23 protein-coding genes are annotated in these 22,386 nt (G+C 57.2%); 16 read left to right on the forward strand and 7 right to left on the reverse strand.

The window, feature by feature from the left end; translation table 11 throughout:
* Window positions 1-88 precede the first annotated feature (88 nt).
* Window positions 89-1,462, forward strand: coding sequence for a UDP-N-acetylmuramate:L-alanyl-gamma-D-glutamyl-meso-diaminopimelate ligase (gene mpl, locus ACOTX4_RS18485; RefSeq protein ID WP_045330794.1), 1,374 nt, complete (start codon window positions 89-91; stop codon window positions 1,460-1,462).
* An 86-nt stretch (window positions 1,463-1,548) separates the two neighbouring features.
* Here mpl and yjgA read toward each other — a convergent pair whose 3' ends face one another.
* The gene (yjgA, locus tag ACOTX4_RS18490) at window positions 1,549-2,100 is read right to left on the reverse strand and encodes a ribosome biogenesis factor YjgA (protein WP_003856072.1); all 552 of its coding nucleotides are present in this window, start codon (window positions 2,098-2,100) and stop codon (window positions 1,549-1,551) included.
* 95 nt (window positions 2,101-2,195) lie between these two features.
* Between yjgA and pmbA the strand changes: the two genes are divergently transcribed.
* Together pmbA and cybC are read left to right on the forward strand one after the other, a co-directional pair.
* Window positions 2,196-3,548: a metalloprotease PmbA gene (gene pmbA / locus ACOTX4_RS18495; RefSeq protein ID WP_022650279.1), complete on the forward strand. Its 1,353-nt coding sequence runs from the start codon at window positions 2,196-2,198 to the stop codon at window positions 3,546-3,548.
* Between the two features lie 42 nt (window positions 3,549-3,590).
* A complete protein-coding gene (cybC, locus tag ACOTX4_RS18500; RefSeq protein WP_063938077.1) occupies window positions 3,591-3,977 on the forward strand; it encodes a cytochrome b562 in 387 nt (128 codons plus the stop codon).
* A 70-nt stretch (window positions 3,978-4,047) separates the two neighbouring features.
* Here cybC and ACOTX4_RS18505 read toward each other — a convergent pair whose 3' ends face one another.
* Complete coding sequence (locus ACOTX4_RS18505; RefSeq protein WP_017383916.1) at window positions 4,048-4,203, reverse strand: Hok/Gef family protein; 156 nt, start codon at window positions 4,201-4,203, stop codon at window positions 4,048-4,050.
* A 416-nt stretch (window positions 4,204-4,619) separates the two neighbouring features.
* On the opposite strand from ACOTX4_RS18505, the gene ACOTX4_RS18510 reads away from it, so the two are divergent.
* From ACOTX4_RS18510 to ACOTX4_RS18555, 10 genes are all read left to right on the forward strand, one after another.
* Window positions 4,620-4,958, forward strand: coding sequence for a PRD domain-containing protein (locus tag ACOTX4_RS18510; RefSeq protein WP_026080657.1), 339 nt, complete (start codon window positions 4,620-4,622; stop codon window positions 4,956-4,958).
* Window positions 4,959-4,968: 10 nt separating this feature from the next.
* Window positions 4,969-5,331, forward strand: coding sequence for an SFCGS family glycine-rich protein (locus ACOTX4_RS18515; protein ID WP_006810339.1), 363 nt, complete (start codon window positions 4,969-4,971; stop codon window positions 5,329-5,331).
* Between the two features lie 2 nt (window positions 5,332-5,333).
* Window positions 5,334-5,633 carry a DUF4312 family protein gene (locus tag ACOTX4_RS18520; RefSeq protein ID WP_006810338.1) on the forward strand — a complete coding sequence of 100 codons (300 nt, stop codon included), beginning with the start codon at window positions 5,334-5,336 and terminating at the stop codon, window positions 5,631-5,633.
* Between the two features lie 22 nt (window positions 5,634-5,655).
* Window positions 5,656-6,432, forward strand: coding sequence for a DUF4311 domain-containing protein (locus tag ACOTX4_RS18525; protein ID WP_006810337.1), 777 nt, complete (start codon window positions 5,656-5,658; stop codon window positions 6,430-6,432).
* Window positions 6,433-6,445: 13 nt separating this feature from the next.
* Window positions 6,446-7,087, forward strand: a complete 642-nt coding sequence (locus ACOTX4_RS18530) for a DUF4310 family protein (RefSeq protein ID WP_003856081.1) — start codon at window positions 6,446-6,448, stop codon at window positions 7,085-7,087.
* 42 nt (window positions 7,088-7,129) lie between these two features.
* On the forward strand, window positions 7,130-8,263 hold the full coding sequence (locus tag ACOTX4_RS18535) for an amidohydrolase/deacetylase family metallohydrolase (protein WP_421635412.1): 1,134 nt from the start codon (window positions 7,130-7,132) through the stop codon (window positions 8,261-8,263).
* A complete protein-coding gene (locus ACOTX4_RS18540) occupies window positions 8,247-9,365 on the forward strand; it encodes a DgaE family pyridoxal phosphate-dependent ammonia lyase (protein WP_032608372.1) in 1,119 nt (372 codons plus the stop codon). Before ACOTX4_RS18535 ends, ACOTX4_RS18540 begins: the two co-directional genes overlap by 17 nt.
* Complete coding sequence (gene dagF, locus ACOTX4_RS18545) at window positions 9,362-10,102, forward strand: 2-dehydro-3-deoxy-phosphogluconate aldolase (protein ID WP_032661318.1); 741 nt, start codon at window positions 9,362-9,364, stop codon at window positions 10,100-10,102. The genes ACOTX4_RS18540 and dagF overlap by 4 nt, the downstream gene beginning before the upstream one ends.
* A gap of 119 nt (window positions 10,103-10,221) precedes the next feature.
* A complete protein-coding gene (locus ACOTX4_RS18550) occupies window positions 10,222-11,358 on the forward strand; it encodes a lactonase family protein (RefSeq protein WP_023324063.1) in 1,137 nt (378 codons plus the stop codon).
* A 19-nt stretch (window positions 11,359-11,377) separates the two neighbouring features.
* On the forward strand, window positions 11,378-13,288 hold the full coding sequence (locus ACOTX4_RS18555; RefSeq protein WP_032608374.1) for a BglG family transcription antiterminator: 1,911 nt from the start codon (window positions 11,378-11,380) through the stop codon (window positions 13,286-13,288).
* A gap of 32 nt (window positions 13,289-13,320) precedes the next feature.
* Here the strand turns inward: ACOTX4_RS18555 and nrdG are convergent, their stop codons facing one another.
* The 4 genes from nrdG to treB all read right to left on the reverse strand — a co-directional run bounded on the left by nrdG (window position 13,321) and on the right by treB (window position 19,550).
* Window positions 13,321-13,785, reverse strand: coding sequence for an anaerobic ribonucleoside-triphosphate reductase-activating protein (gene nrdG / locus ACOTX4_RS18560; RefSeq protein WP_003856093.1), 465 nt, complete (start codon window positions 13,783-13,785; stop codon window positions 13,321-13,323).
* Between the two features lie 139 nt (window positions 13,786-13,924).
* Window positions 13,925-16,063 carry an anaerobic ribonucleoside-triphosphate reductase gene (gene nrdD, locus ACOTX4_RS18565; RefSeq protein WP_023305323.1) on the reverse strand — a complete coding sequence of 713 codons (2,139 nt, stop codon included), beginning with the start codon at window positions 16,061-16,063 and terminating at the stop codon, window positions 13,925-13,927.
* Window positions 16,064-16,436: 373 nt separating this feature from the next.
* Window positions 16,437-18,080, reverse strand: coding sequence for an alpha,alpha-phosphotrehalase (gene treC / locus ACOTX4_RS18570; RefSeq protein ID WP_045330779.1), 1,644 nt, complete (start codon window positions 18,078-18,080; stop codon window positions 16,437-16,439).
* A 51-nt stretch (window positions 18,081-18,131) separates the two neighbouring features.
* Complete coding sequence (gene treB / locus ACOTX4_RS18575) at window positions 18,132-19,550, reverse strand: PTS trehalose transporter subunit IIBC (protein WP_045330778.1); 1,419 nt, start codon at window positions 19,548-19,550, stop codon at window positions 18,132-18,134.
* 306 nt (window positions 19,551-19,856) lie between these two features.
* Here treB and ACOTX4_RS18580 point away from each other — a divergent pair, with 306 nt between their 5' ends.
* Genes ACOTX4_RS18580 through ACOTX4_RS18590 form a run of 3 tightly spaced genes read left to right on the forward strand, consistent with a single transcriptional unit; the run spans window position 19,857 to window position 21,265 of the window.
* On the forward strand, window positions 19,857-20,549 hold the full coding sequence (locus tag ACOTX4_RS18580; RefSeq protein ID WP_003863400.1) for a hypothetical protein: 693 nt from the start codon (window positions 19,857-19,859) through the stop codon (window positions 20,547-20,549).
* Window positions 20,550-20,551: 2 nt separating this feature from the next.
* The gene (locus tag ACOTX4_RS18585; RefSeq protein WP_045330776.1) at window positions 20,552-20,740 is read left to right on the forward strand and encodes a hypothetical protein; all 189 of its coding nucleotides are present in this window, start codon (window positions 20,552-20,554) and stop codon (window positions 20,738-20,740) included.
* A gap of 45 nt (window positions 20,741-20,785) precedes the next feature.
* Window positions 20,786-21,265 carry an Hcp family type VI secretion system effector gene (locus tag ACOTX4_RS18590; protein WP_003863398.1) on the forward strand — a complete coding sequence of 160 codons (480 nt, stop codon included), beginning with the start codon at window positions 20,786-20,788 and terminating at the stop codon, window positions 21,263-21,265.
* Between the two features lie 11 nt (window positions 21,266-21,276).
* Here the strand turns inward: ACOTX4_RS18590 and treR are convergent, their stop codons facing one another.
* Window positions 21,277-22,224 carry a trehalose operon repressor TreR gene (treR, locus tag ACOTX4_RS18595; protein WP_023315291.1) on the reverse strand — a complete coding sequence of 316 codons (948 nt, stop codon included), beginning with the start codon at window positions 22,222-22,224 and terminating at the stop codon, window positions 21,277-21,279.
* Between the last annotated feature and the right edge of the window lie 162 nt (window positions 22,225-22,386).

Consider the following 22,386-nt stretch of genomic DNA (forward strand, 5'->3'; position numbering starts at 1 on the left):
CAGCAAAATACGGATTTACCTGAAATGCGTTTCACAGCCGCTGACATGTGAGTAAAATGTGCGCCACATTGAAGAAGGATAGTGACGTATGCGCATTCATATATTGGGGATTTGTGGCACTTTCATGGGCGGACTGGCAATGCTGGCGCGCTCGCTGGGCCATGAAGTGACAGGTTCGGACGCCAATGTGTATCCGCCGATGAGCACGCTGCTCGAGAAGCAGGGAATTTCTCTGATTCAGGGATATGACGCCAGCCAGCTGGAGCCGCAGCCGGATCTGGTGATCGTGGGTAACGCCATGACCCGTGGGAATCCATGCGTTGAAGCGGTGCTGGAGCGCAATATCCCGTACATGTCTGGCCCGCAGTGGCTGCATGATTTTGTCCTGCGCGACCGCTGGGTTGTCGCCGTTGCCGGGACGCACGGCAAAACCACCACCGCCGGTATGGCGACCTGGATCCTCGAAGCCTGCGGCTACAAGCCGGGCTTCGTGATCGGCGGCGTACCGGGGAATTTCGACATCTCCGCGCGTCTGGGCGACAGCCCGTTCTTTGTGATTGAAGCAGATGAATACGACTGCGCGTTCTTCGACAAGCGATCTAAATTCGTGCATTACTGCCCACGCACGCTGATCCTCAACAACCTTGAGTTCGATCACGCGGATATCTTTGACGACCTGAAAGCGATTCAGAAACAGTTCCACCATCTGGTGCGCATTGTTCCGGGTCAGGGCCGCATTATCCTGCCGGAGAACGACATCAACCTGAAGCAGACCCTGGCAATGGGGTGCTGGAGCGAGCAGGAGCTGGTTGGCGAGCAGGGGCACTGGCAGGCGAAAAAGCTCAACGCGGATGCCTCCGAATGGGAAGTGCTGCTCGACGGTGAGAAAGTGGGCGAGGTGAAGTGGGGCCTGGTGGGCGAGCACAACATGCACAACGGCCTGATGGCGATCGCCGCGGCGCGTCACGTTGGCGTACTGCCTGCGGATGCCGCCAATGCGCTTGGCACGTTTATCAACGCCCGTCGCCGTCTGGAGCTGCGTGGCGAAGCCCACGGTGTGACGGTGTATGACGATTTCGCGCACCACCCAACGGCCATTCTGGCGACGCTTGCCGCATTGCGTGGCAAAGTTGGCGGCACCGCGCGCATTCTGGCCGTACTGGAACCGCGTTCGAACACCATGAAAATGGGCATCTGCAAAGACGATCTCGCGCCGTCCTTAGGGCGTGCCGACGAAGTCTTCCTGCTGCAACCGCAGCATATTCCGTGGCAGGTGGCCGAAGTGGCCGACGCCTGCATTCAGCCAGCGCACTGGAGTGCGGACGTGGATGTCTTAGCGGATATGGTGGTGAAAGCCGCACAGCCTGGCGATCACATTCTGGTGATGAGCAACGGCGGGTTTGGTGGTATCCATCAGAAGCTGCTGGACGGTCTGGCGAAGAAAGCCGCGGCCGCAGAGTAAAAAAAGACCCGGTGGCGCTAGCGCTTACCGGGCCTACATTATCTCTTCTCCCTCTCCCCTTTGGAGAGAGGGCTGGGGTGAGGGGTTTACTCTTCGTTCTCAGACAGCTCGCGCAGATACTGGAAAATCAGACGCGCTGACTTCGGCGGCTTATTCCCTTCTTTCTCTTTCTTCGCGTTACGGATCAAAGAACGCAGCTGCTGGCGGTCGGCATTCGGCCACAGGTTCAGCACTTCAGGTACCGCGTCATCACCTTGCTCGATCAGACGATCGCGGATCTGCTCCAGCTTATGGAACAGCGCAACCTGCTGGTTGTGGCGGTTTTTCAGTTTGTCCAGCGCCTGACGGATCGGCTCCACGTCGCGCTGACGCAGCAGTTTCCCGATAAGCTGAAGCTGGCGGCGACGCCCTTCTTTCTTGATTTTCTGTGCCAGTTCAATGGCATCACGCAGATCCTGGTCGAGCGGGATCTTATCCAGCGCGTTTTTACCCAGTTCTACCATTTCTGCGCCAAGCTGTTTTAACTCTTCGGCGTCACGTTTAATTTCACTTTTACTGACCCAGATGATCTCATCATCTTCGTCTTCGATGTCATCACCGGGAACGTCGTCGAGCCAGTCTTCGGGCTGCTTAGTCATGTCAGGCTCCTTAAAAAAAGAGGCTAATGTTACCAGTTAAGACGCGCACTGAAAAACGGTTCTCTGTTAGACTTCACTTAACTCTCTCTTACAGTATGGCATTTGCGATGAAAGTAACCTCACAAGTTGAAGCGCAGCGTAAGATTCTGGAAGAAGCCGTCTCCACCGCGCTGACGCTCGCTTCAGGTAAATCAGATGGCGCCGAAGTGGCGGTCAGCAAAACCACCGGCATTAGCGTGAGCACCCGCTATGGCGAAGTGGAGAATGTAGAATTTAATAGCGATGGCGCGCTGGGGATCACCGTGTATCACCAGAATCGCAAAGGCAGCGCGTCGTCTACCGATCTCAGCCCGGATGCCATCGCCCGAACGGTGCAGGCGGCGCTGGATATCGCGCGTTACACCTCCCCGGATCCTTACGCTGGCGTGGCTGATAAAGAGCTGCTGGCGTTTGACGCGCCGGATCTCGATCTGTTCCATCCCGCGGAAGTGACGCCGGATGAAGCCATTGAGCTGGCCGCGCGTGCCGAGCAGGCCTCTTTGCAGGCTGACAAACGCATCACCAATACCGAAGGCGGCAGCTTTAACAGCCACTACGGCATTAAAGTGTTTGGTAACTCCCATGGAATGTTGCAGGGGTACTGCTCAACCCGCCACTCGCTTTCCAGTTGCGTCATCGCCGAAGAAAACGGCGACATGGAGCGCGATTACGCCTATACCATTGGCCGCGCGCTGGGGGATTTGCAGTCTCCGGAGTGGGTGGGTAAAGCGTGCGCCGAACGCACGCTGTCTCGCCTGTCGCCGCGCAAGCTCTCCACCATGAAAGCCCCGGTGATTTTTGCCAACGAAGTGGCGACCGGCCTGTTTGGCCATCTGGTGGGCGCTATCGCGGGCGGCTCCGTTTACCGTAAATCGACCTTCCTGCTCGACTCGCTGGGCAAGCAGATCCTGCCGGAATGGCTCACCATCGAAGAGCATCCGCACCTGCTGAAAGGGCTGGCCTCCACGCCGTTCGACAGCGAAGGCGTGCGCACCGAGCGTCGTGACATCGTGAAAGACGGCATTCTGACCCAGTGGCTGCTGACCAACTACTCCGCGCGCAAGCTGGGGCTGAAAAGCACCGGGCACGCGGGCGGCATTCACAACTGGCGCATTGCCGGGCAGGGCCTCAACTTTGAGCAGATGCTGAAAGAGATGGGCACCGGCCTGGTGGTCACCGAGCTGATGGGGCAGGGCGTGAGCGGTATCACCGGCGATTACTCTCGCGGTGCAGCGGGCTTCTGGGTCGAAAACGGTGAAATTCAGTATCCGGTGAGCGAAATCACCATCGCCGGCAACCTCAAGGACATGTGGCGCAATATTGTTACGGTCGGTAACGATATTGAAAAACGCAGCAATATTCAGTGTGGTTCTGTATTACTGCCGGAGATGAAAATCGCCGGGCAATAATCCCCTTAAAAGCGTGATTAATAATAAAAAAGGAAGTGAGCAATGCGTAAACACCTGTTAGCGAGCGTCGCGGCTTCAACGCTGGTTCTTGGCTCATCTGCGTTTGCTGCCGATCTCGAAGACAACATGGACATCCTCAGTCAAAATCTGAAGGTGGTGCAGAAAACCGACAATGCGGCGGAAATGAAAGACGCACTGACGAAGATGCGTGAAGCTGCGCTGGATGCGCAAAAAGCGACGCCGCCGAAGCTGGAAAGCAAAGCGGCAGACAGCGCCGAGATGAAAGACTACCGCCACGGCTTTGACGTGCTGGTCGGCCAGATTGACGGCGCGCTGAAGCTGGCGAACGAAGGCAAAGTGAAGGAAGCCCAGGCGGCAGCCGATCAGTTTGCGGCGACCCGCAACGCGTATCACAAAAAGTATCGTTAATTGGGTGCCTGAGCTGTACGTCCTCTCTCCGTATGCGGAGGCGCATGATGCGCCCCCGCATCGTTGCTCCCTACTTGCCGGAGCGACAATCCATCCGCGCTGTCACTTCAAGCGAGCCATTACGAAAACGGATCTCGCACAGTGTTTTCCTCGTCACCAGCGTTAAGATGATTATTGTCAAAGAAATAATCATCAAAACCCCGATACTTGGGTTTCTGCGTTTCATGGATGCCTCCTTGCTTTAAAGCGGGCGAGGTAGCGAACTCCACGGTGTGACGTGTCGTTTCGAGCCCCCGCCCTGATTTTTTATCAGGCGGGGCTTTCCACTTTCCGTCCCATGCCTGAGACGGTCAGTCTCAAGCACCCGCCGCCACTCTAGCGAATCTCCATAAGAAAACCTTATCCACGTCACATTTCTACGAGCCTGCTCGTAATCTTTTCCACTCCGCTTTTCAGTCTAATACCGCGTAATAGCGTGATATTCATCACGTAAATCCAGCGATTTATACAGATTCACCGCATTTATGTGGCACAGATCACTGCCGCTGCTCGCCTTTCCACTTCGAAGTGGAAAACAACTCGCTACAAACAATTCCCCCCCAACGTTAGTTTTATTCCAGAGCCATTAACGGGGTAAGACGAGTGATTAACGGAGCGGTAATGAACGACGTTGGGGAACAGGCGGTGCAAACAGAACAGCTCGCGAACACCATGCTTCAGCAGGTCTACGCCCTGCTGGCCCGGCACAACATCATCCCCAACGCGGTACAGGAGCAGATGCTGACCTCCCACGTTCGCGCAATGGCGCACCGGTCCGTGACCGGCGAGCCGCTGCCGGAGGTTGAAGCAGAGCTGTTCGACGAAATTTCACCAGATTCAATGCAACTTGCCCGTGAAGTGGTAGCGCAGTTCGGCAACCTTCCTGATGAAGAGGCCTGGCTGCTCTCCGTTCACTTCGAAGTCGCGAAAGACAACCTTTAAGGAGCAACACATGGAACAGATTACAGTCGTGATTGGCGATCGCCTGGGTAAAGGTCAGAAAGTGGCTGCGGGTGTGGAAAAAGCCGGCGGACGCGCGGTTGTCGTACCGGGCATGGCAGCGGATATGAAGCTCGGTGACGTGATGAAAGCGGAAAACGCCACCTTCGGCATCTCCTTCTGCGGCAGCGGCGGCGCGGGCGCCATCACCGCTCAGACCAAATATGGCTACAAGGCCAAATACGGAATGCGCTCCGTGGATGAGGGTGTGACCGCCATCAACGAAGGCTGCAACGTGCTGGGCTTTGGCTTTATGGATAAAGAAGAGCTGGGCGAGCGTCTGGTACAGGCGTGGCAGAAGAAATACGGCGCGTAAGCATGAAAGAACAGTTCACAACCACGGTGAGAGTGAAGGGGAAGGGCGACGCCAAAGCGCGCGCCTTTGCCGACGCGCTCAACCACGTTCAGGCCGCGGTGATGAAAGCCTCACCGCATATCTTACTGCGTATTGAGCCACAGGATGTGCAGGTCGTTCAGGCGCAAGAAGCGGTGCGAAAAGAAGCGTTTCTGTTCTTCTTTCTGCGCCGGGAAAGACGCACCTACAGCGTGGAGCTGGATGTGACCGTCAACGTGACAGCCATCAATCTCGACCAGGTGGATTTCGTCACGCAACGCTGATTATTCATAAAAGGGCAGACTGATGTTCTTAATTATATTAATAAAATCGCTCATCATCGGCGGCCTGGTAGGCGTCGGTGTCGGGGCCGGGGCTGCACGCATGTTTCATGCGCCTACCACTCAGGGTATGGGCGCGTTTCGTACGTTGGGGGAACTGAACTCCTGCGAAGGGGATCCGGCGTCCCACTTCTCCTTTGGGTTAGGTTTCTTCTTTAACGCCTGGGCCTCTTCCGTGGCCGCAGGTGCCTTCACACAGGACGTTGACCACCGCATCATCCCAAACTGGGGTGCTGCCGCGCTGATGATCAAAAACCGTAACGTCGGTGAAACGCTGCATGACCCGCGCAAAATGGCGATTGCCTGCGGCATCATCGGCATGATTGTCGTGACCTTCCTTAACCTGACCGCCTCCTCCGTGCCCGCAGCGCTTCAGGTCACCGCCGTGAAGGTGCTGGTGCCTGCCGCGAACCTGCTGGTCAACACCGTGATGCCGGTGATCTTCTGGCTGGCGGCCATCGACGCGGGTAAAAAATCGGGCTTCTGGGCCACCATCTTTGGCGGCGCGGCACAGCTGATCATGGGTAACGCCGTACCGGGTCTGGTACTGGGTATTCTGATCGGTAAAGGCGTGGAGGAGAGCGGCTGGAACCACGTCACCAAAGTGATGATGGCGGCGATCGTTCTGCTCTTCGTGCTGAGCGGCTTCTTCCGCGGCTTCGACATGAAGATGATCGAATCCTTCCATCTGACCGTGCCGAACTGGCTCGACATGATCCACAACTCGCTCAGCGGTAAATAACAGGAGCCTCTAAATGGAACAGAATAAAGGTTTTTGGTATGCCGACTGGTCGTTCCCGATCTTCGTTGGCCTGCTCTCCTCCGGCGTGTTTGCCGGGACGCACATGTACTACCTCTACGGCATCGGCGCGTTTAACGAAGTGGCCTTCGTGGCGATGCTGAAAGCGGGCATTGATACCGGCGTTTACGGCGCGGTGGCGGCATTTGGCGCGAGCTTCCTGTTCGCCCGAATTATCGAAGGGTCGCTGGTAGGTATTCTTGATATCGGCGGGGCGATCCAGACCGGCGTGGGCCTCGGCGTACCGGCGCTGCTGCTGGGCGCGGGGATCATGTTCCCGGTGACCAACTTCATTGCCTCGCTGATTACCGGCCTGGTGATTGGTCTGGCGATTGGCTACGTCATCATCCTGGCGCGTAAGTTCACCATCAACCAGAGCAACTCCACCTACGGCGCAGACGTGATGATGGGCGCGGGTAACGCCTCCGGCCGCTTCCTCGGGCCGTTGATTATCCTCAGCGCCATGACCGCTTCCATTCCAATCGGCGTCGGTTCCCTGGTAGGCGCGTTGCTGTTCTACATCTGGCAGAAGCCGATAACCGGTGGCGCCATCCTCGGCGCAATGATTTTGGGCTGGCTGTTCCCGGTCGCCCTTTAATACCCGCGGGCGCTTCGGTGCCCGCCTTATCAGGAGAACCCCATGTTTGATCTACTCCTGCGCCGTGCGCGCCTCGCCGACGATACCCTGACCGATATCGCCATTCAGGACGGGAAGATCGCCGCGACAGGCGACATTAACGCTCCCGCCCGCAAAACGGTTGAGCTTAACGATGATGTGTTCGTCAGCGCGGGCTGGATTGACTCCCACGTCCACTGCTACCCGAACTCCCCGATTTACCACGACGAGCCGGACAGCGTGGGCATTGCCACCGGCGTCACCACCGTGGTGGACGCGGGCAGCACCGGGGCCGACGACGTGGACGATTTCTACGCCATCACCCGCAAAGCCTCCACCGAGGTGTTTGCCCTGCTGAACATCTCCCGCGTGGGGCTGATCGCCCAGAACGAGCTGGTCAATATGGCCAATATTGACGCCGACGCGGTGAAAGAGGCGGTGAAACGCCATCCTGATTTTATCGTCGGCCTGAAGGCGCGCATGAGCAGCAGCGTGGTCGGTGACAACGGCATCACCCCGCTGGCGCGCGCGAAAGCGATCCAGAAAGAGAACGGCGACCTGCCGCTGATGGTGCACATTGGCAACAACCCGCCGAACCTCGACGAAATCGCCGAGCTGCTGAGCTCCGGCGACATCATTACCCACTGCTACAACGGCAAGCCAAACCGCATCCTGACGCCCTCCGGCGAGCTGCGTGCCTCCATTACCTCCGCCCTGAAGCGCGGCGTGCGTCTGGACGTTGGCCACGGTACGGCGAGCTTCAGCTTTGAAGTGGCGAAGCGCGCTATTGCGATGGGCATTCTGCCGCACACCATCAGCTCGGATATTTACTGCCGCAACCGCATCAACGGTCCGGTCGGCTCGCTGGCAAGCGTGATGTCGAAATTCCTCGCCATCGGCATGTCATTGCCGCAGGTGATTGACTGCGTCACCGCCAACGCCGCCGATGGCCTGCGCCTGACGCGCAAAGGCCGCATTCAGCCTGGCCTCGACGCCGATCTGACGCTGTTTACCCTCAAGCGCCAGCCGACGGTGCTGACGGATGCCGAAAACGACAGCCTACAGGCTGAACACATTCTGGTGCCGCTTGCCGCGATCCGCGCGGGCAAGGGCTACATGACCGAACAAGGGAGCACGGAACATGCCTTCGATTTATGAGAAGTACAACTTAAAGCAGGTGATCAACACCTCTGGCCGCATGACGGCGCTGGGCGTCTCCACGCCGCGCCCGGAAGTGGTGCAGGCGGCGATGGACGGCATGAATCACTATTTCGAGATGAAGGATCTGGTCAATAAAACCGGGGAATACATCGCGAAGCTGCTGGAGGTGGAAGGGGCGACGGTGGTCTCCTGCGCGTCGGCGGGCATTGCCCAGTCCGTGGCGGCTGTGCTGGTGAAAGACAGCGACTGGCTGCTGGAAAACCTGCACGTCACACCGATTGAAAATAACGAGATCGTCCTGCCGAAAGGCCACAACGTGAATTTTGGCGCGCCGGTGGGCACCATGGTGGCGCTTGGCGGCGGCAAGCTGGTGGAAGCGGGCTACGCCAACGAATGTTCCGCCGATCAGCTGGCGGCGGCGATCACCCCGCGCACGGCGGCTATCCTCTACATTAAATCGCACCACTGCGTGCAGAAAAGCATGCTCAGCGTCGAGCAGGCGGCGGTTGTCGCGCGTAAACACGACTTGCCGCTGATCGTTGATGCCGCGGCGGAAGAAGATCTGCATACCTATTACCGATCCGGCGCCGATCTGGTGATCTACAGCGGCGCGAAGGCGATCGAAGGCCCAACCAGCGGCCTGGTGATTGGCAAAACCCAGTACGTTGAGTGGGTGAAGCGCCAGACGGCGGGCATTGGCCGCGCGATGAAGGTGGGCAAAGAGGGCATTCTTGGCCTGACCTGCGCCATCGAACACTACCTGACGGCCACCAAGGAGAGCGGCGCCGAGATGGTGGCGAAAATGACGCCGTTTATCGAGGCGCTCAACACCCTTAACGGTGTGACCGCGCGCGTGGTCTGGGACAGCGCCGGACGCGACATCGCCCGCACCGAAATTAAGTTCGACGAAGCCACCACGGGCGTCGGCACGGGTGACCTGGTGAATGCGCTCAAGCAGGGCGAATACGCCATCTATTTCCGTGGCTACAAGGCCAACGAAGGGATTATTGAGGCGGACGTGCGCAGCGTAAACGCTGACCAGCTGAACATTGTGTACCGCCGCATTAGTGAAGTATTAGGACAGGAGAAAAACGCATGAAACTGACCCCCAACTTTTACCGTGACCGCGTCTGTCTGAACGTGCTGGCTGGCTCAAAGGCCAACGCCAGCGCCATCTATGAGGCGGCGGAAGGCCACGTGCTGGTGGGCGTGCTCTCCAAAAATTACCCGGACGTGGCGAGCGCGGTCGCGGATATGCGTGAATACGCGAAGCTGATTGATAACGCGCTCTCCGTTGGCCTGGGCGCGGGCGATCCGAACCAGTCGGCGATGGTGAGTGAAATCTCCCGCCAGGTGCAGCCGCAGCACGTTAACCAGGTCTTTACCGGCGTGGCCACCAGCCGCGCGCTGCTGGGGCAAAATGACTCCGTGGTCAACGGTCTGGTCTCTCCGACCGGTACCGTCGGGATGGTGAAAATCTCCACCGGCCCGCTGAGCAGCAACGCGCCGGACGCCATCGTGCCGGTTGAAACGGCGATTGCCCTGCTGAAAGATTTCGGCGGCAGCTCCATCAAGTACTTTCCGATGGGCGGCCTGAAGTGCCGTGACGAATACCAGGCGGTGGCGGAAGCTTGCGCCCGTCACGACTTCTGGCTGGAGCCGACCGGGGGAATCGATCTGGAGAACTTCGAGGCGATCTTGCAGATCGCCCTGGATGCGGGCGTGAGCAAAATCATCCCGCATATCTACAGCTCGATTATCGATAAAGCCAGCGGTGATACGCGCCCAGAAGATGTGCGCACGCTGCTGGCGATGACGAAGAAGCTGGTGAAGTAAAACCTGCCCCTCACCCCAGCCCTCTCCCCAAAGGGGAGAGGGTGTAATCGTCCCCTCTCCCCTTTGGGGAGAGGGTTAGGGTGAGGGGAAACAAACCGCACACACCCGAAGGAGCCACCATGCACACCCGTACCCTGCTTGTCGCTTCACTCTCTTTACTTGCTACCTCTGCTATTGCTCAAAACCAGTACGCCTGGGTGGGCACCTACAACCCCAACGGCGAAGGGCTGTACCGCTTTACCGTCGACCCGCAAACCGGTGCGCTGAACGATAAAACGCTGGTGAGCAAGCTGCCGAACGCCGCGCAGTTAACCGTCTCACACGACGGCAAAACGCTCTATCTGGCAAGCGAAGTGGAGCAGGGCGTGGTGCAGGCGCTGCGCATCGGCGATAACGGCACGCTGAGCGAGCTGAATCAGGTGGCCTCCGGCGGCGCGGGGCCTGTATATCTTTCCCTGACGCCGAACGGTAAACATCTGCTGGTGGCAAACTACATCAGCGGAACTGTCGCGGTGCTGCCCGTTAACGCAGACGGCAGCCTGAGCGATGCTACGGACACCCATCAGGACAAAGGCGAACCGGGCGCGGCGAAGCCGGAAGCTGCCGTCGAGGGCAGTTTCGCCATCAGCGATCATAACGGCCCGCATGCGCACATGATCGCCGCCGATCCGAGCGGGAAATACGTTTTTTCCACCGATCTGGGGCTGGATCGCATCTATCAGTACCGTTTTGACGATCAAACCGGGAAGCTGACGCCGAACGATCCGCCATTTATCAGCGCCTCCTCAAAAGGGGCCGGGCCGCGCCACTTCGTCTTTACGCCGAAAGGCGATGCCCTGTGGCTGATTAACGAAGAGGCGTCTACGCTCACCCATTATGCGCTGGACAGTAATGGCAGGCTGAAAGAGGGTAAAACGGTTTCAGCCTTGCCGGACGGTTATAAAGGCACCAGTTTTGCTGCCGGGCTGGCGCTAAGTGCCGACGGGAAACAGCTGTATGTCGCTAACCGTTTGCATAACAGCATCGGGCACTTTACCGTAACGGCAGAGGGTACGCTGACGCATCAGGATGATGTCTGGACGCGCGGCGACTATCCGCGCACCCTGACGCTCGATAAGCAGGGTCGCTGGCTGTACGTCATGAACCAGCGCAGCGACAACATTACCCGTTTCCGCGTGGCGCCGGACGGCAAGCTGAGCGCCGAGCCAGACTATACCCCGGTCGGCAGCCCATCCCAGATGGTCATTTCACCTTAAGCCGTAAGAGGACAACGACGTGCGATTTCCGAACCAACGTTTAGCGCAACTTTTCGATCTGTTGCAAAACGAGACGCTGCCGCAGGACGAGCTGGCGCAGCGGCTGTCGGTTTCCACGCGAACCGTCCGGGCGGATATCACCGCCCTGAACGCGCTGCTGGCCAGCCACGGCGCGCAGTTCATTTTGAGCCGGGGCAACGGCTATCAGCTCAAAATTAATGATGTGGCGCGCTATCAGCAATTGCAGGCGTCCCACCCGCGCGCGCTGCGTATTCCGCGAACCGGACCTGAGCGCGTGCACTATCTGGTGGTGCGTTTTCTGACGTCAGCCTTTTCCATCAAGCTGGAGGATCTGGCCGATGAGTGGTTCGTCAGCCGGGCCACGTTGCAGAGCGACATGGTGGAAGTGCGCGAGTGGTTTCACCGTTACAACCTGACGCTGGAAACCCGCCCTCGCCACGGCATGAAGCTGTTTGGCAGCGAGATGGCGATCCGCGCCTGCCTGACCGACCTCCTGTGGGAGCTGGCGCAGCAGGACAGCCTGAACCCGCTGGTGACCGACGTGGCGCTGAACGCGGGCGTGGCGGAAAAGATGGTGCCGGTGCTGCACGATGCGCTGACGCGCCATCACATTCGCCTGACCGACGAAGGCGAGCTGTTCCTGCGCCTGTACTGCGCGGTGTCGGTGCGGCGCATCAGCGAAGGGTATCCGCTGCCGGAATTCCACGCGGAGGACGTGGAAGAGAACGTGCATGAGGCGGCGAAAGATATCGCGGTGGCTATCCAGGAGCTGGCGGGCAAAGCGCTGTCGCCGTCAGAAGAGAGCTGGCTGTGCGTGCACATTGCGGCGCGGCAGATCCAGGAGATCGCCCCGAGCGCCATTAACGCTGACGACGACGAAGCCCTGGTCAACTACATTCTGCGCTACATCAACACCCACTATAACTACAACCTGTTGAGCGACGAGCAACTGCATGCAGATCTGCTCACGCACATCAAAACCATGATTACCCGCGTGCGGTATCAAATCATGATCCCCAATCCGCTGCTGGATAACATCAAGCAGCACTACCCGATGGCGTGGGATATGACCCTCGCGGCGGTGTCGAGCTGGGGAAAATACACCCCGTATGTGATCAGCGAAAACGAAATTGGTTTTCTGGTGCTGCATATCGGCGTCGGGCTGGAGCGCCACTACAACATCGGCTACCAGCGCCAGCCGCGGGTGCTGCTGGTATGCGACGCAGGTAACGCGATGGTGCGCATGATCGAGGCGGTACTTCAGCGTAAATACCCGCAGATTGAGGTGACGCGCACGCTCACCCTTCGCGAGTACGAGCTTGCCGATGCCATTGGCGAAGACTTTGTGATCTCCACCGCCCGCGTGAGCGAAAAATCCAAACCGGTGGTGATGATCGCCCCGTTCCCGACCGATTATCAGTTAGAGCAGATCGGCAAGCTGGTGCTGGTGGACCGCACCCGGCCGTGGATGCTGGAAAAATACTTCGACGCGGCCCATTTCCGCATTATCGACAAGCCTGTCGACCAGCAAACGCTGTTCCGCGAGCTGTGTGAACAGCTTGAAGCAGAGGGCTTTGTCGGTGCGGAGTTTCTGGATTCGGTTATCGAGCGTGAAGCCATCGTCAGCACCATGCTCGGCGACGGCATTGCGCTGCCGCACTCCCTCGGCCTGCTGGCGCAAAAAACGGTGGTCTACACCGTGCTGGCGCCGCAGGGCATTCAGTGGGGAGATGAAACCGCCCATGTCATCTTCCTGCTCGCCATCAGCAAAAGCGAGTACGAAGAGGCAATGGCGATTTACGACATCTTTGTCACTTTCCTGCGTGAACGCGCGATGGCGCGCCTGTGCCAGTGCGAGAATTTTGCGGCGTTTAAGGCTGTGGCGATGGAGAGTTTGAGTCGGTTTTGACGTTCAGGCGGACAGAGGATATCCGCCTTCATTCAACGCAGATGATGCACAACCTGGTTGCTGCTGCCGCGCCAGATAAGCATAGGATCTTTTAGATCCTGCATGAACTTGCCGTCGACCAGGACGTTAATTAGATCCACCACTTCCATCTGCTGCGCATTCAGTTCATCCAGCTTATAGCCCGTCCAGACCCAGATGTCTTTTCCCGCGCACTCGTGGTGGATGCGTTTTACCAGCTTCAGGATCTCCGGCACGTTTTGCGGATGGAGCGGGTCGCCGCCGGAGAGCGAGATCCCCTGGCGTTTGATGCGCGTGTCGTTCAGGTCGTTGATGATGCGGTCTTCCATCTCAGCGGTAAACGGCATACCCGAGTTCAGGCGCCAGGTGCTTTTGTTGTAGCAGCCGGGGCACTCGTGAACGCAGCCTGATACAAACAGGGTACAGCGGGTGCCGGGGCCGTTGACGATGTCGACGGGGTAGTACTGGTGATAATTCATAGCGTTAACCTGATGCCCTCACCCCGGCCCTCTCCCACAGGGAGAGGGAGAAAACCGGTGGCCGGAATAACAATGTGCTCGATCGGTTCCCTCTCCCTTGAGGGAGAGGGGTAGGGTGGGGGGACACCCTGCGCAGAACTTACCCGATCTGCCCATTCCCCAGATGTTTCACCCTGCGCTTCACCTCTTCCTGCTTACCGGCGTTAAACGGACGGGCATCCGGGCTGCCGAGGTAGCCGCACACGCGGCGGGTCACGGAGACGCGGGCTGCATCGTGGTTACCGCATTTCGGACAGGTGAAGCCTTTGCTGGTGCACTCGAACTCACCGGTAAAGCCGCACTCGTAGCACTCGTCAATTGGCGTGTTGGTTCCGTAGTACGGCACGTGCTGATAGCTGTAATCCCACACGTCTTCCAGCGCCTTCAGGTTGTGCTGAATGTTCGGGTACTCGCCATAGCAGATAAAACCGCCGTTCGCGATGGGCGGATAAGCCGCTTCGAAGTCGATCTTGTCGTACGGGTTCACCTTCTTCTCAACATCGAGGTGGAAGCTGTTGGTGTAGTAACCTTTGTCGGTCACGCCTTCCACGATGCCGAATTCGGCGGTGTCCAGACGGCAGAAGCGATCGCAGAGGTTTTCACTCGGCGTGCTGTACAGGCTGAAACCGTAACCAGTTTCCTCTTTCCACTGGTCTACCGCATCGCGCAGGCGCTGCACAATCGCGATACCCTTCTCACGCAGGGCGTCGTTGTCATAGATATGCTTGTCGCCAAACAGCGCGTTAATCGTTTCGTGAATGCCGATATAGCCAAGAGAGATCGACGCGCGACCGTTTTTGAAGATCTCCGACACATCATCGTCCGCTTTCAGGCGCACGCCGCAGGCCCCTTCCATATAGAGAATTGGCGCGACGCGGGCTTTCACCCCTTCAAGACGGGCGATGCGGGTCATCAGCGCCTTACGTGCCAGCTGTAAACGTTCATCCAGCAGCGTCCAGAAGGCCGCTTCATTCCCTTTGGCTTCCAGCGCGATGCGCGGCAGGTTCAGGCTGATGACGCCCAGGTTGTTGCGCCCGTCGTGGATCTGCTCGCCGTTCTCATCTTCGTACACGCCGAGGAAGCTGCGGCAGCCCATTGGCGTTTTAAACGAACCCGTGACTTTTACCACCTGGTCGTAGTTGAGGATATCCGGGTACATACGCTTGCTCGCGCACTCCAGCGCCAGCTGTTTGATGTCGTAGTTCGGATCGCCAAACTTGTGGTTCAGGCCGTCGCGAATGGCGAACACCAGTTTCGGGAACACCGCCGTTTTACGGTTTTTACCGAGGCCGGAGATACGGTTGCGCAGAATAGACTGCTGGATCAGGCGTGATTCCCAGCTGGTGCCGAGGCCAAACCCGAAGGTCACAAACGGCGTCTGGCCGTTGGCGGTGTGCAGCGTGTTTACCTCATATTCCAGCGACTGGAAGGCGTCGTAGCACTCTTTCTCGGTGCGGGAACGGGCGTAACCGTCAGCATCCGGGATCTGCCACTCTTCCGCCGTTTTACGGTGTTTGTTGAAGCTCTCGGTCACGAACGGGGCCAGCACTTCATCAATGCGGTTAATGGTGGTGCCGCCATAGATGTGGCTCGCCACCTGGGCGATGATCTGCGCCGTGACCGCCGTCGCGGTGGAGATGGATTTCGGCGGCTCAATCTCGGCGTTACCCATTTTAAAACCGTGGGTCAGCATGCCTTTCAGGTCGATCAGCATGCAGTTAAACATCGGGAAGAACGGCGAGTAGTCGAGATCGTGATAGTGGATCTCACCGCGCTCGTGCGCCGAGACTACATCGCGCGGCAGCAGATGCTGACGGGCATAGTGCTTGGCGACGATACCGGCCAGCAGGTCGCGCTGGGTCGGGATCACTTTGCTGTCTTTATTGGCATTTTCATTGAGCAGCGACGAGTTGGTTTGCTCTACCAGGCCGCGGATCTCCTGGTTAAGGCGACCCCGTTTCTCACGCTGGACGTCACGGTCGTGACGATACTCAATGTAGGCGCGCGCCAGCTGCTTGTACGGACCAGACATCAGCTGGTTTTCAACCGCGGTCTGGATCTCGTTGATATCCACCTGGCTGCGTTCATGCATCTGGCTGCTAACGACTTCTGCGACGGTGGCGCAGTAATCTGCGTCATCGACTCCCGCTGCTTTAGCTGCACGCAGAATGGCTTCTTTGATGCGCTCTGATTTAAACGGCACTTTACAGCCATCACGTTTCATCACATGCGGTGTCATGATCACTCCATTTTAAAAACAGGTTATCCACAGAGGTGGAGAAGTATTCACCGGGCGTATTCCTCGCCGCGGCAAAGACTTCCCGCGTGCCCAGCCCGTGTTATCCACAATTCCGGCCAGCGTAAGCGCCGTCTTGTTGTTGGAATAGTAGACGATAAATACAAGATGTTGGGTCGGCGTGCATTTTAAGTTCTACATATAGTGATTTGCATCAAACATGTTTGCGATTTTTTTGATGCAGGACAAAGTAAAAAGACGAGAGTACAAACGGCGGGCGCTGGGGCAATTGTAAAGACGCGAAGGAAAAATCTGATTAATTATTCAACAAAAACAGCAAAGTAAGCCGGACACGGCATCGTGCCCGGCGGAGGAATTACTGCTTTAGCCACCACACGGCTTCAAACGGACGAAGCATTGAGGTGTGAGGGGCGGGGTAGTTGCTTATCACCACCTGCGACTCGCCGCTGAGAGCGTCCGCTTGCCATTCCTGAGGCAAATGGCTCAGGTTCGCCACCACCATCAGCGTTTGCCCCTGCCACTGGCGGCGATAGCACCACAGGGAAGGGTGGTCAGGCAGGAGATCCTCATAATCCCCCCACGTCAGTACCGGCAGGGTTTTGCGCAGGCGAATCAGCGACTGGTAGGTGTAGAACACCGAATCGGGGTCGTCCAGCGCCGCGCGGACATTCACGGTTTCGTAGTTGTCGCAAACGCCAATCCACGGCTCGGCCTCGGTAAAGCCCGCATTATGCGAGGCGTCCCACTGCATCGGCGTGCGGCCATTATCGCGTGACTTACTCGCCAGAATCGCCAGTAATTCATCCGGCTCGCGGCCGCTGGCGCGCAGTTCGGCGAACATGTTCAGGCTTTCCACGTCGCGGTAATCGGTGATGCGGCTGAAGTGCGGGTTGGTCATGCCAAGCTCTTCACCCTGATAGATATACGGCGTGCCCTGCATCCCGTGCAGCACCATGCCGAGCATTTTCGCCGCCGCCACGCGGCGTTCCCCTTCGTCACCAAAGCGCGACACGATGCGCGGCTGGTCATGGTTACACCAGAACAGCGCGTTCCAGGCTTTGTTGTGCATCCCCTGCTGCCAGTGGCGGAAAAGGGTTTTCAGCGCCACGAAGTCCGGCTTTGCCTTCGTCCATTTTTCGCCGCCGGGGTAGTCCACCTTGAGGTGGTGGAAGTTAAAGGTCATCGACAGCTCGCGGCCATCGAGAGACGCATACTGCTGGCAGTTCTCCAGCGAGGTCGAGGACATCTCGCCTACCGTCATCAGGTTGCGCGGCGTAAAGACGTCGCGGCTCATCTCCTGGAGATATTCATGAATGCGCGGCCCGTCGGTATAGAAGCGGCGACCGTCGCCGATGTTGTCATCAGGGAAATCCTGATCTTTTGAAATCAGGTTAATGACGTCCAGACGCAGGCCGTCCACGCCGCGATCGGCCCAGAACTCGCACACCTTTTTCAGCTCGGCGCGCACCGCCGGGTTTTCCCAGTTGAGGTCCGCCTGCTCTGGCGCGAACAGGTGCAGGTAATACTGCTCGCTCTCGGCGTGCCAGCGCCAGGCGTTGCCGCCAAACTTGGAGCGCCAGTTGTTGGGAAGCTGCTCCGGCGTGCCGTCTCGCCAGATGTAGAACTGGCGGTACGGGCTCGCTTTGTTCAGCGACTCGCGGAACCAGGCGTGCTGCGTGGACGTGTGGTTAAAGACCATATCCAGCACGATGCGGATGCCGCGCGCGTGCGCCTCAGCGACCAGCTCGTCGAAATCATCCAGCGTGCCGTAGGCCGGATCGATGGCGGTGTAGTTCGCCACGTCGTAGCCGTTGTCCACCTGCGGAGAGATATAAAACGGCGTCAGCCAGATGGCGTCAATGCCGAGGGTTTTCAGATAGTCCAGACGCTGCGTCACGCCGCGTAAATCGCCGGTGCCGCTGCCGGTGGTGTCCTGGAAGCTCTTTGGGTAAATCTGGTAGATGACGCCGTTCTGCCACCAGTGAGGAAGGGTATTCATAATGCGTTCCTGCAAATGCGAAGGGGCGCAACTGCGCCCCGAAAGATGAAGTTAAACAATCTGCAGCGAGCCCTGACGGAACTTACGCTGGTAAACCACGGTGGTCAGCGCCATTGGGACGATGATGGCGATGGCCATTGCCAGGGCAAACACCTGCCAGTAAGCGGGCTGGATGGAGAGGATGCCCGGCAGGCCGCCGACGCCAATCCCGTTCGCCATCACGCCGTTCAGTCCACACACCAGGCCCGCCAGACCGGAGCCGATCATCGCGCAAAGCATCGGGAAGCGGTATTTGAGGTTGATACCGTACATCGCCGGTTCAGTGACGCCGAGGTAAGCGGAGATGGCAGCCGGAACGGAGATCTCACGCTCGTTGTGCTTACGGCTGACGATGATGATGCCGGTTACCGCTGAGGCCTGCGCAATGTTAGACAGGGCGATGATCGGCCAGACAGGCGTACCGCCGAGGCTCTGGATCATTTGCATATCGATCGCCAGCGTGGTCTGGTGCACGCCGGTGATCACCAGCGGAGCGTAGAGGAAGCCAAACAGCGCGGCACCGATTGGCGCGAAGCTGCCGGTCATCAGGTGACGGACCGCGAAGGCCACGCCGTCGCCAATCATGCGGCCAAACGGACCGATAAAGGCGTGCGCCAGGAACACCGCCAGGATCAGCGAGCAGACCGGGACCACCACCAGATACAGGTAATCCGGCACGATGCGCTTCAGGCGCGTCTCAATAAAGCCCAGCGCCAGACCCGCCAGCAATGCCGGGATTACCTGCGCCTGATAGCCCACTTTGGCGATGGTAAACAGGCCGAAGTTCCACACCTCTGGCGTTTGCTGACCAAGTAAGTAAGCGTTCATTAACTGCGGAGAGACCAGCGTCACGCCGAGCACGATACCGAGAATTGGCGTTCCGCCCATCTTGCGCACCGCGGACCAGCAGATTCCGACCGGCAGATAGAAGAAGATCGCTTCGCCAATCAGCCACAGGAAGTCATAGATACTTTGCAGCGCCGGGTACATCTGCGCCAGGGTTTTGCCGTCGCTCATTGGCACATCGCCGATGACGTTACGGAAGCCCAGAATTAAGCCCCCGCTGATCAGCGCTGGCAGCAGCGGGAAGAAGATCTCCGCAAAATGGGAAATCAGCTGCTCATGCCATTTCATATTCTGACGCGCGGCCTTCTTCGCCTGCTCTTTATCTGCGGAAGAGTGCCCGGTAGTCGCCAGCAGAGCCTGATAGTAATCGCCCACTTCGGTACCAATCACCACCTGGAACTGCCCGGCATTGGTGAAGCAGCCTTTAACCATGGAAAGCTCTTCAATGGCCTTCGGGTTGGCTTTGGCCGGATCGTTCAGCACGAAGCGCAGGCGGGTAATGCAATGGCTGACGGTGGCGATGTTGTCGCGTCCGCCGACCAGGACGATCAGCTGATCGATATCTGTTTGTTTGACTTTACTCATCATGAAACCTCATGACAGATGGTGATAGGGGTTATGACCTGTGCGCAAGCCTACTCCTTCAACGTGACGGCGAAAATGGGAACGTTCCCTAAATCGGGCGAAGATCACAATAATCCGCTGTGTGAGGGCACACTGGATTGCATTTCACTCGCAGTTTTTATGAATTTCTTCTCAAGAGTGTTTAAAAAATATCAGGTCAATATCTTAAAAATACAGGGAAGATCTTAAACATGATCTGGCCGGAACTTTACAGTCGGTTTCAGGCATAAGCTTGTCTTCATATACTGAAATAAACGTAGAGCAATAATGTACGGGAACAACGAGATCGTCAGTTATTTACAGGCCAATAAAATACTTGCGCTTAAACTCGACCATGCTGTTACTGCGGTCGGCCAGAACGTCAAAACACAGGTGAATATGATAGGGAAAGGCGCCACTCGGCTGTTGTATTACGCCTCATGTTTCACTGATGAATACAATGATGTTTGCCTGAGACAGAAAAGCGAAGACCTACGCTTCAGAGATGCCGTTTATAAATTAGTAAGCGGTGTGGATGTAGTCTATGAAATGCTTAGACTGTATTTTGAGGAAGTTTTCAAATACAAAAATCCTAAACAGTTAGAGTATATTAAACAGCGGCTAATGGCTGTAAATGTCCACATCGCTGCGGTTAGCCTTACCGGTGCCGGGTTTACATTAGCCGTTGCCGCCTGCGTTCGCCTTGGATTAAATATCAGCCTCGAATTAAGCGCCATTACCGGAAGATGGGCTTCCCGAGGTATTGCTTTTATTGGGCTGTATGGGGTAGTACAGCAAGCCGCCGATAGCGCGCATCGTCTGTACGTTGAATTTCCCGCCTGGTACTCGGCACTTTATGCTCAAGGGCTTGAAATGCTTTATTTTCTCATTGAGCCTGTGTTTCGCAGGACGGACGCGACACGTGCGCAATGGGCATCTGATGACGACATTGCGGATATCATCACCAGGTTGATCAGATAACAATGATGAATTACATCAAACGTTTTTTACGTTGGCAGGGGCGAATTATATTTTCGGTCTACGGCCCGGCCGCGTTAACAATCCTGTTTGCCCTGATACAGGCCCATTTCTTCCCCGGCAGTCCTGTCTGGCCAATTGGGATTTTCTTCATTGTGGTCATGATTGTTTTTGGCTGCTATGTGAAATGGTAAAAGGCCAAACATTTCAATACAGATTACCACTAATAAGGTATTTCTATGTCTGCTCCCGCACATTTATGGCTTGAAGATGAGAATGGCTCGCCGATTGTCGGTTGTTGTGCAATGCCACTGCGTCTTGGATCTATTGAATTAAAATCCTTTTCCCATGGCGTAACTATTCCGGTTGACCCAAGCTGGGGAAAACTCACTGGTACACGCGTACATCGGCCTATAACAATAGTCAAAGAATTTGATCAGACAACGCCGCTTCTTTACCGGGCAGTTTGCGAAGGGCGAACCATGAAGAAGGCGACAATTAAAATGTACCGTATTCTTGAGTCTGGGATTGAGGCTGAGTATTTCAATATTATTCTGGAAAACGTCAAGTTCACAACGGTAGCGCCGTATCTCTCCCCCGGCAGTATGACCAGTACCCACCTGGAAACGCTGGAGCTGCGCTATGAGGCAATTACCTGGAAGTATACCGAAGGCAATATCCTGTACCGTGATTCATGGAACGATCGCTGTTGCGCATGAAAGCGAAAGGACTATGAGAGACGGGCAGGAATAACGATCTGACGCGGCTCAGCGCGCCCGTTGATCTGCTCTATCAGCTGCGCGGCAGCCTGCTGGCCAGACTCGGCGTAACCCGGATCAACGCTGATAATCTCCGGGTGTAAGAACTTCATCAGCGGCGTGCTTCCCACGCTCGCTAATTGCAGCTCCCCGATGCGCTGCTCCTGCAAATATTTGCTCGCACCCAATGCAAGGGTATCCGTGGCGCATACCAAGGCGGTGGTTTGTGGCGTCAGCACGCTGGCGACCTGTTCATATCCCTGTTTCATACCCAGACCAGGCAGCGCGGCCACGGCGGGAAGATTGTGTTTTTTACAAAACGCCAGGTACGCTTCGTGGCGACGCTTGCCGGTGGTGATGTCGGCATGCGGCACGCCGAGATAGCTAATATGCCGATGGCCCTGTTCATACAGGCGCTGCATCAGGATCACGATCGCCCCTTCGTCATCGTAACAGACAGAGGCAAACCCGCTTGCGTCGCGCGCCAGCAGCACCAGTGACGGCTGCCAGGGTTTAAGCACGTCCTCTTTTAGGCCGGTAAATCCGAACAGCACCACCCCATCAATATTACGGCGCTGAAGCATACCGAGATGCTCCTCCACCATTTGCGCGGAGAACTTGCTCTCCATCATGATCGGATCGTAGCCCTGCTCGTAGAACGCGGGCAGCATCGTCTGTACGGCGAGGTTTTCGGAGAGGGAATCCAGACGCGAGACGATAATGGCGACCACTTTATCGCTCTGCCCGCGCATGGCGCGCGCGGAGCGGGAAGGGGAAAAACCGTGCTGATTCATCACCGCCTCGACGCGCTCGCGTGTGCGCTCGCTGACACCGCTTTCGTTGTTCAGCACGCGTGAGACAGTCGATTTCCCCACGCCGCTTAAACGCGCGATGTCTTTAATCGTAAGGCGGTTCTGCATGCTGTATTCCCTGTAACAACGATAAAATAATCAATTGAGCCTAATGCTATCCTGCGAATTCGCTATGGGCAAAGTCTGGTTTACGTTCGGTTTATTTGCAGGGCGTTATAATACCGCCCGATTAGTCACAAACGGTATGGATAAATCTCTATACTGCGCGCC

The organism is Enterobacter cloacae complex sp. IR5459, from assembly GCF_049238005.1.
Classification (GTDB): Bacteria; Pseudomonadota; Gammaproteobacteria; order Enterobacterales; family Enterobacteriaceae; genus Enterobacter; species Enterobacter hormaechei_C.

Excerpts from the sequence above, each read along its gene's own strand:
- nrdD (WP_023305323.1), bottom strand. The coding sequence starts at position 16,063 with ATGACACCGCATGTGATGAAACGTGATGGCTGTAAAGTGCCGTTTAAA.
- pmbA (WP_022650279.1), top strand. The coding sequence starts at position 2,196 with ATGGCATTTGCGATGAAAGTAACCTCACAAGTTGAAGCGCAGCGTAAG.
- ACOTX4_RS18520 (WP_006810338.1), top strand. The coding sequence starts at position 5,334 with ATGAAAGAACAGTTCACAACCACGGTGAGAGTGAAGGGGAAGGGCGAC.
- ACOTX4_RS18535 (WP_421635412.1), top strand. The coding sequence starts at position 7,130 with ATGTTTGATCTACTCCTGCGCCGTGCGCGCCTCGCCGACGATACCCTG.
- cybC (WP_063938077.1), top strand. The coding sequence starts at position 3,591 with ATGCGTAAACACCTGTTAGCGAGCGTCGCGGCTTCAACGCTGGTTCTT.
- ACOTX4_RS18550 (WP_023324063.1), top strand. The coding sequence starts at position 10,222 with ATGCACACCCGTACCCTGCTTGTCGCTTCACTCTCTTTACTTGCTACC.
- treC (WP_045330779.1), bottom strand. The coding sequence starts at position 18,080 with ATGAATACCCTTCCTCACTGGTGGCAGAACGGCGTCATCTACCAGATT.
- ACOTX4_RS18580 (WP_003863400.1), top strand. The coding sequence starts at position 19,857 with ATGTACGGGAACAACGAGATCGTCAGTTATTTACAGGCCAATAAAATA.
- ACOTX4_RS18540 (WP_032608372.1), top strand. The coding sequence starts at position 8,247 with ATGCCTTCGATTTATGAGAAGTACAACTTAAAGCAGGTGATCAACACC.
- dagF (WP_032661318.1), top strand. The coding sequence starts at position 9,362 with ATGAAACTGACCCCCAACTTTTACCGTGACCGCGTCTGTCTGAACGTG.
- yjgA (WP_003856072.1), bottom strand. The coding sequence starts at position 2,100 with ATGACTAAGCAGCCCGAAGACTGGCTCGACGACGTTCCCGGTGATGAC.
- nrdG (WP_003856093.1), bottom strand. The coding sequence starts at position 13,785 with ATGAATTATCACCAGTACTACCCCGTCGACATCGTCAACGGCCCCGGC.
- ACOTX4_RS18525 (WP_006810337.1), top strand. The coding sequence starts at position 5,656 with ATGTTCTTAATTATATTAATAAAATCGCTCATCATCGGCGGCCTGGTA.
- ACOTX4_RS18585 (WP_045330776.1), top strand. The coding sequence starts at position 20,552 with ATGATGAATTACATCAAACGTTTTTTACGTTGGCAGGGGCGAATTATA.
- treR (WP_023315291.1), bottom strand. The coding sequence starts at position 22,224 with ATGCAGAACCGCCTTACGATTAAAGACATCGCGCGTTTAAGCGGCGTG.
- ACOTX4_RS18505 (WP_017383916.1), bottom strand. The coding sequence starts at position 4,203 with ATGAAACGCAGAAACCCAAGTATCGGGGTTTTGATGATTATTTCTTTG.
- treB (WP_045330778.1), bottom strand. The coding sequence starts at position 19,550 with ATGAGTAAAGTCAAACAAACAGATATCGATCAGCTGATCGTCCTGGTC.
- mpl (WP_045330794.1), top strand. The coding sequence starts at position 89 with ATGCGCATTCATATATTGGGGATTTGTGGCACTTTCATGGGCGGACTG.
- ACOTX4_RS18590 (WP_003863398.1), top strand. The coding sequence starts at position 20,786 with ATGTCTGCTCCCGCACATTTATGGCTTGAAGATGAGAATGGCTCGCCG.
- ACOTX4_RS18530 (WP_003856081.1), top strand. The coding sequence starts at position 6,446 with ATGGAACAGAATAAAGGTTTTTGGTATGCCGACTGGTCGTTCCCGATC.
- ACOTX4_RS18515 (WP_006810339.1), top strand. The coding sequence starts at position 4,969 with ATGGAACAGATTACAGTCGTGATTGGCGATCGCCTGGGTAAAGGTCAG.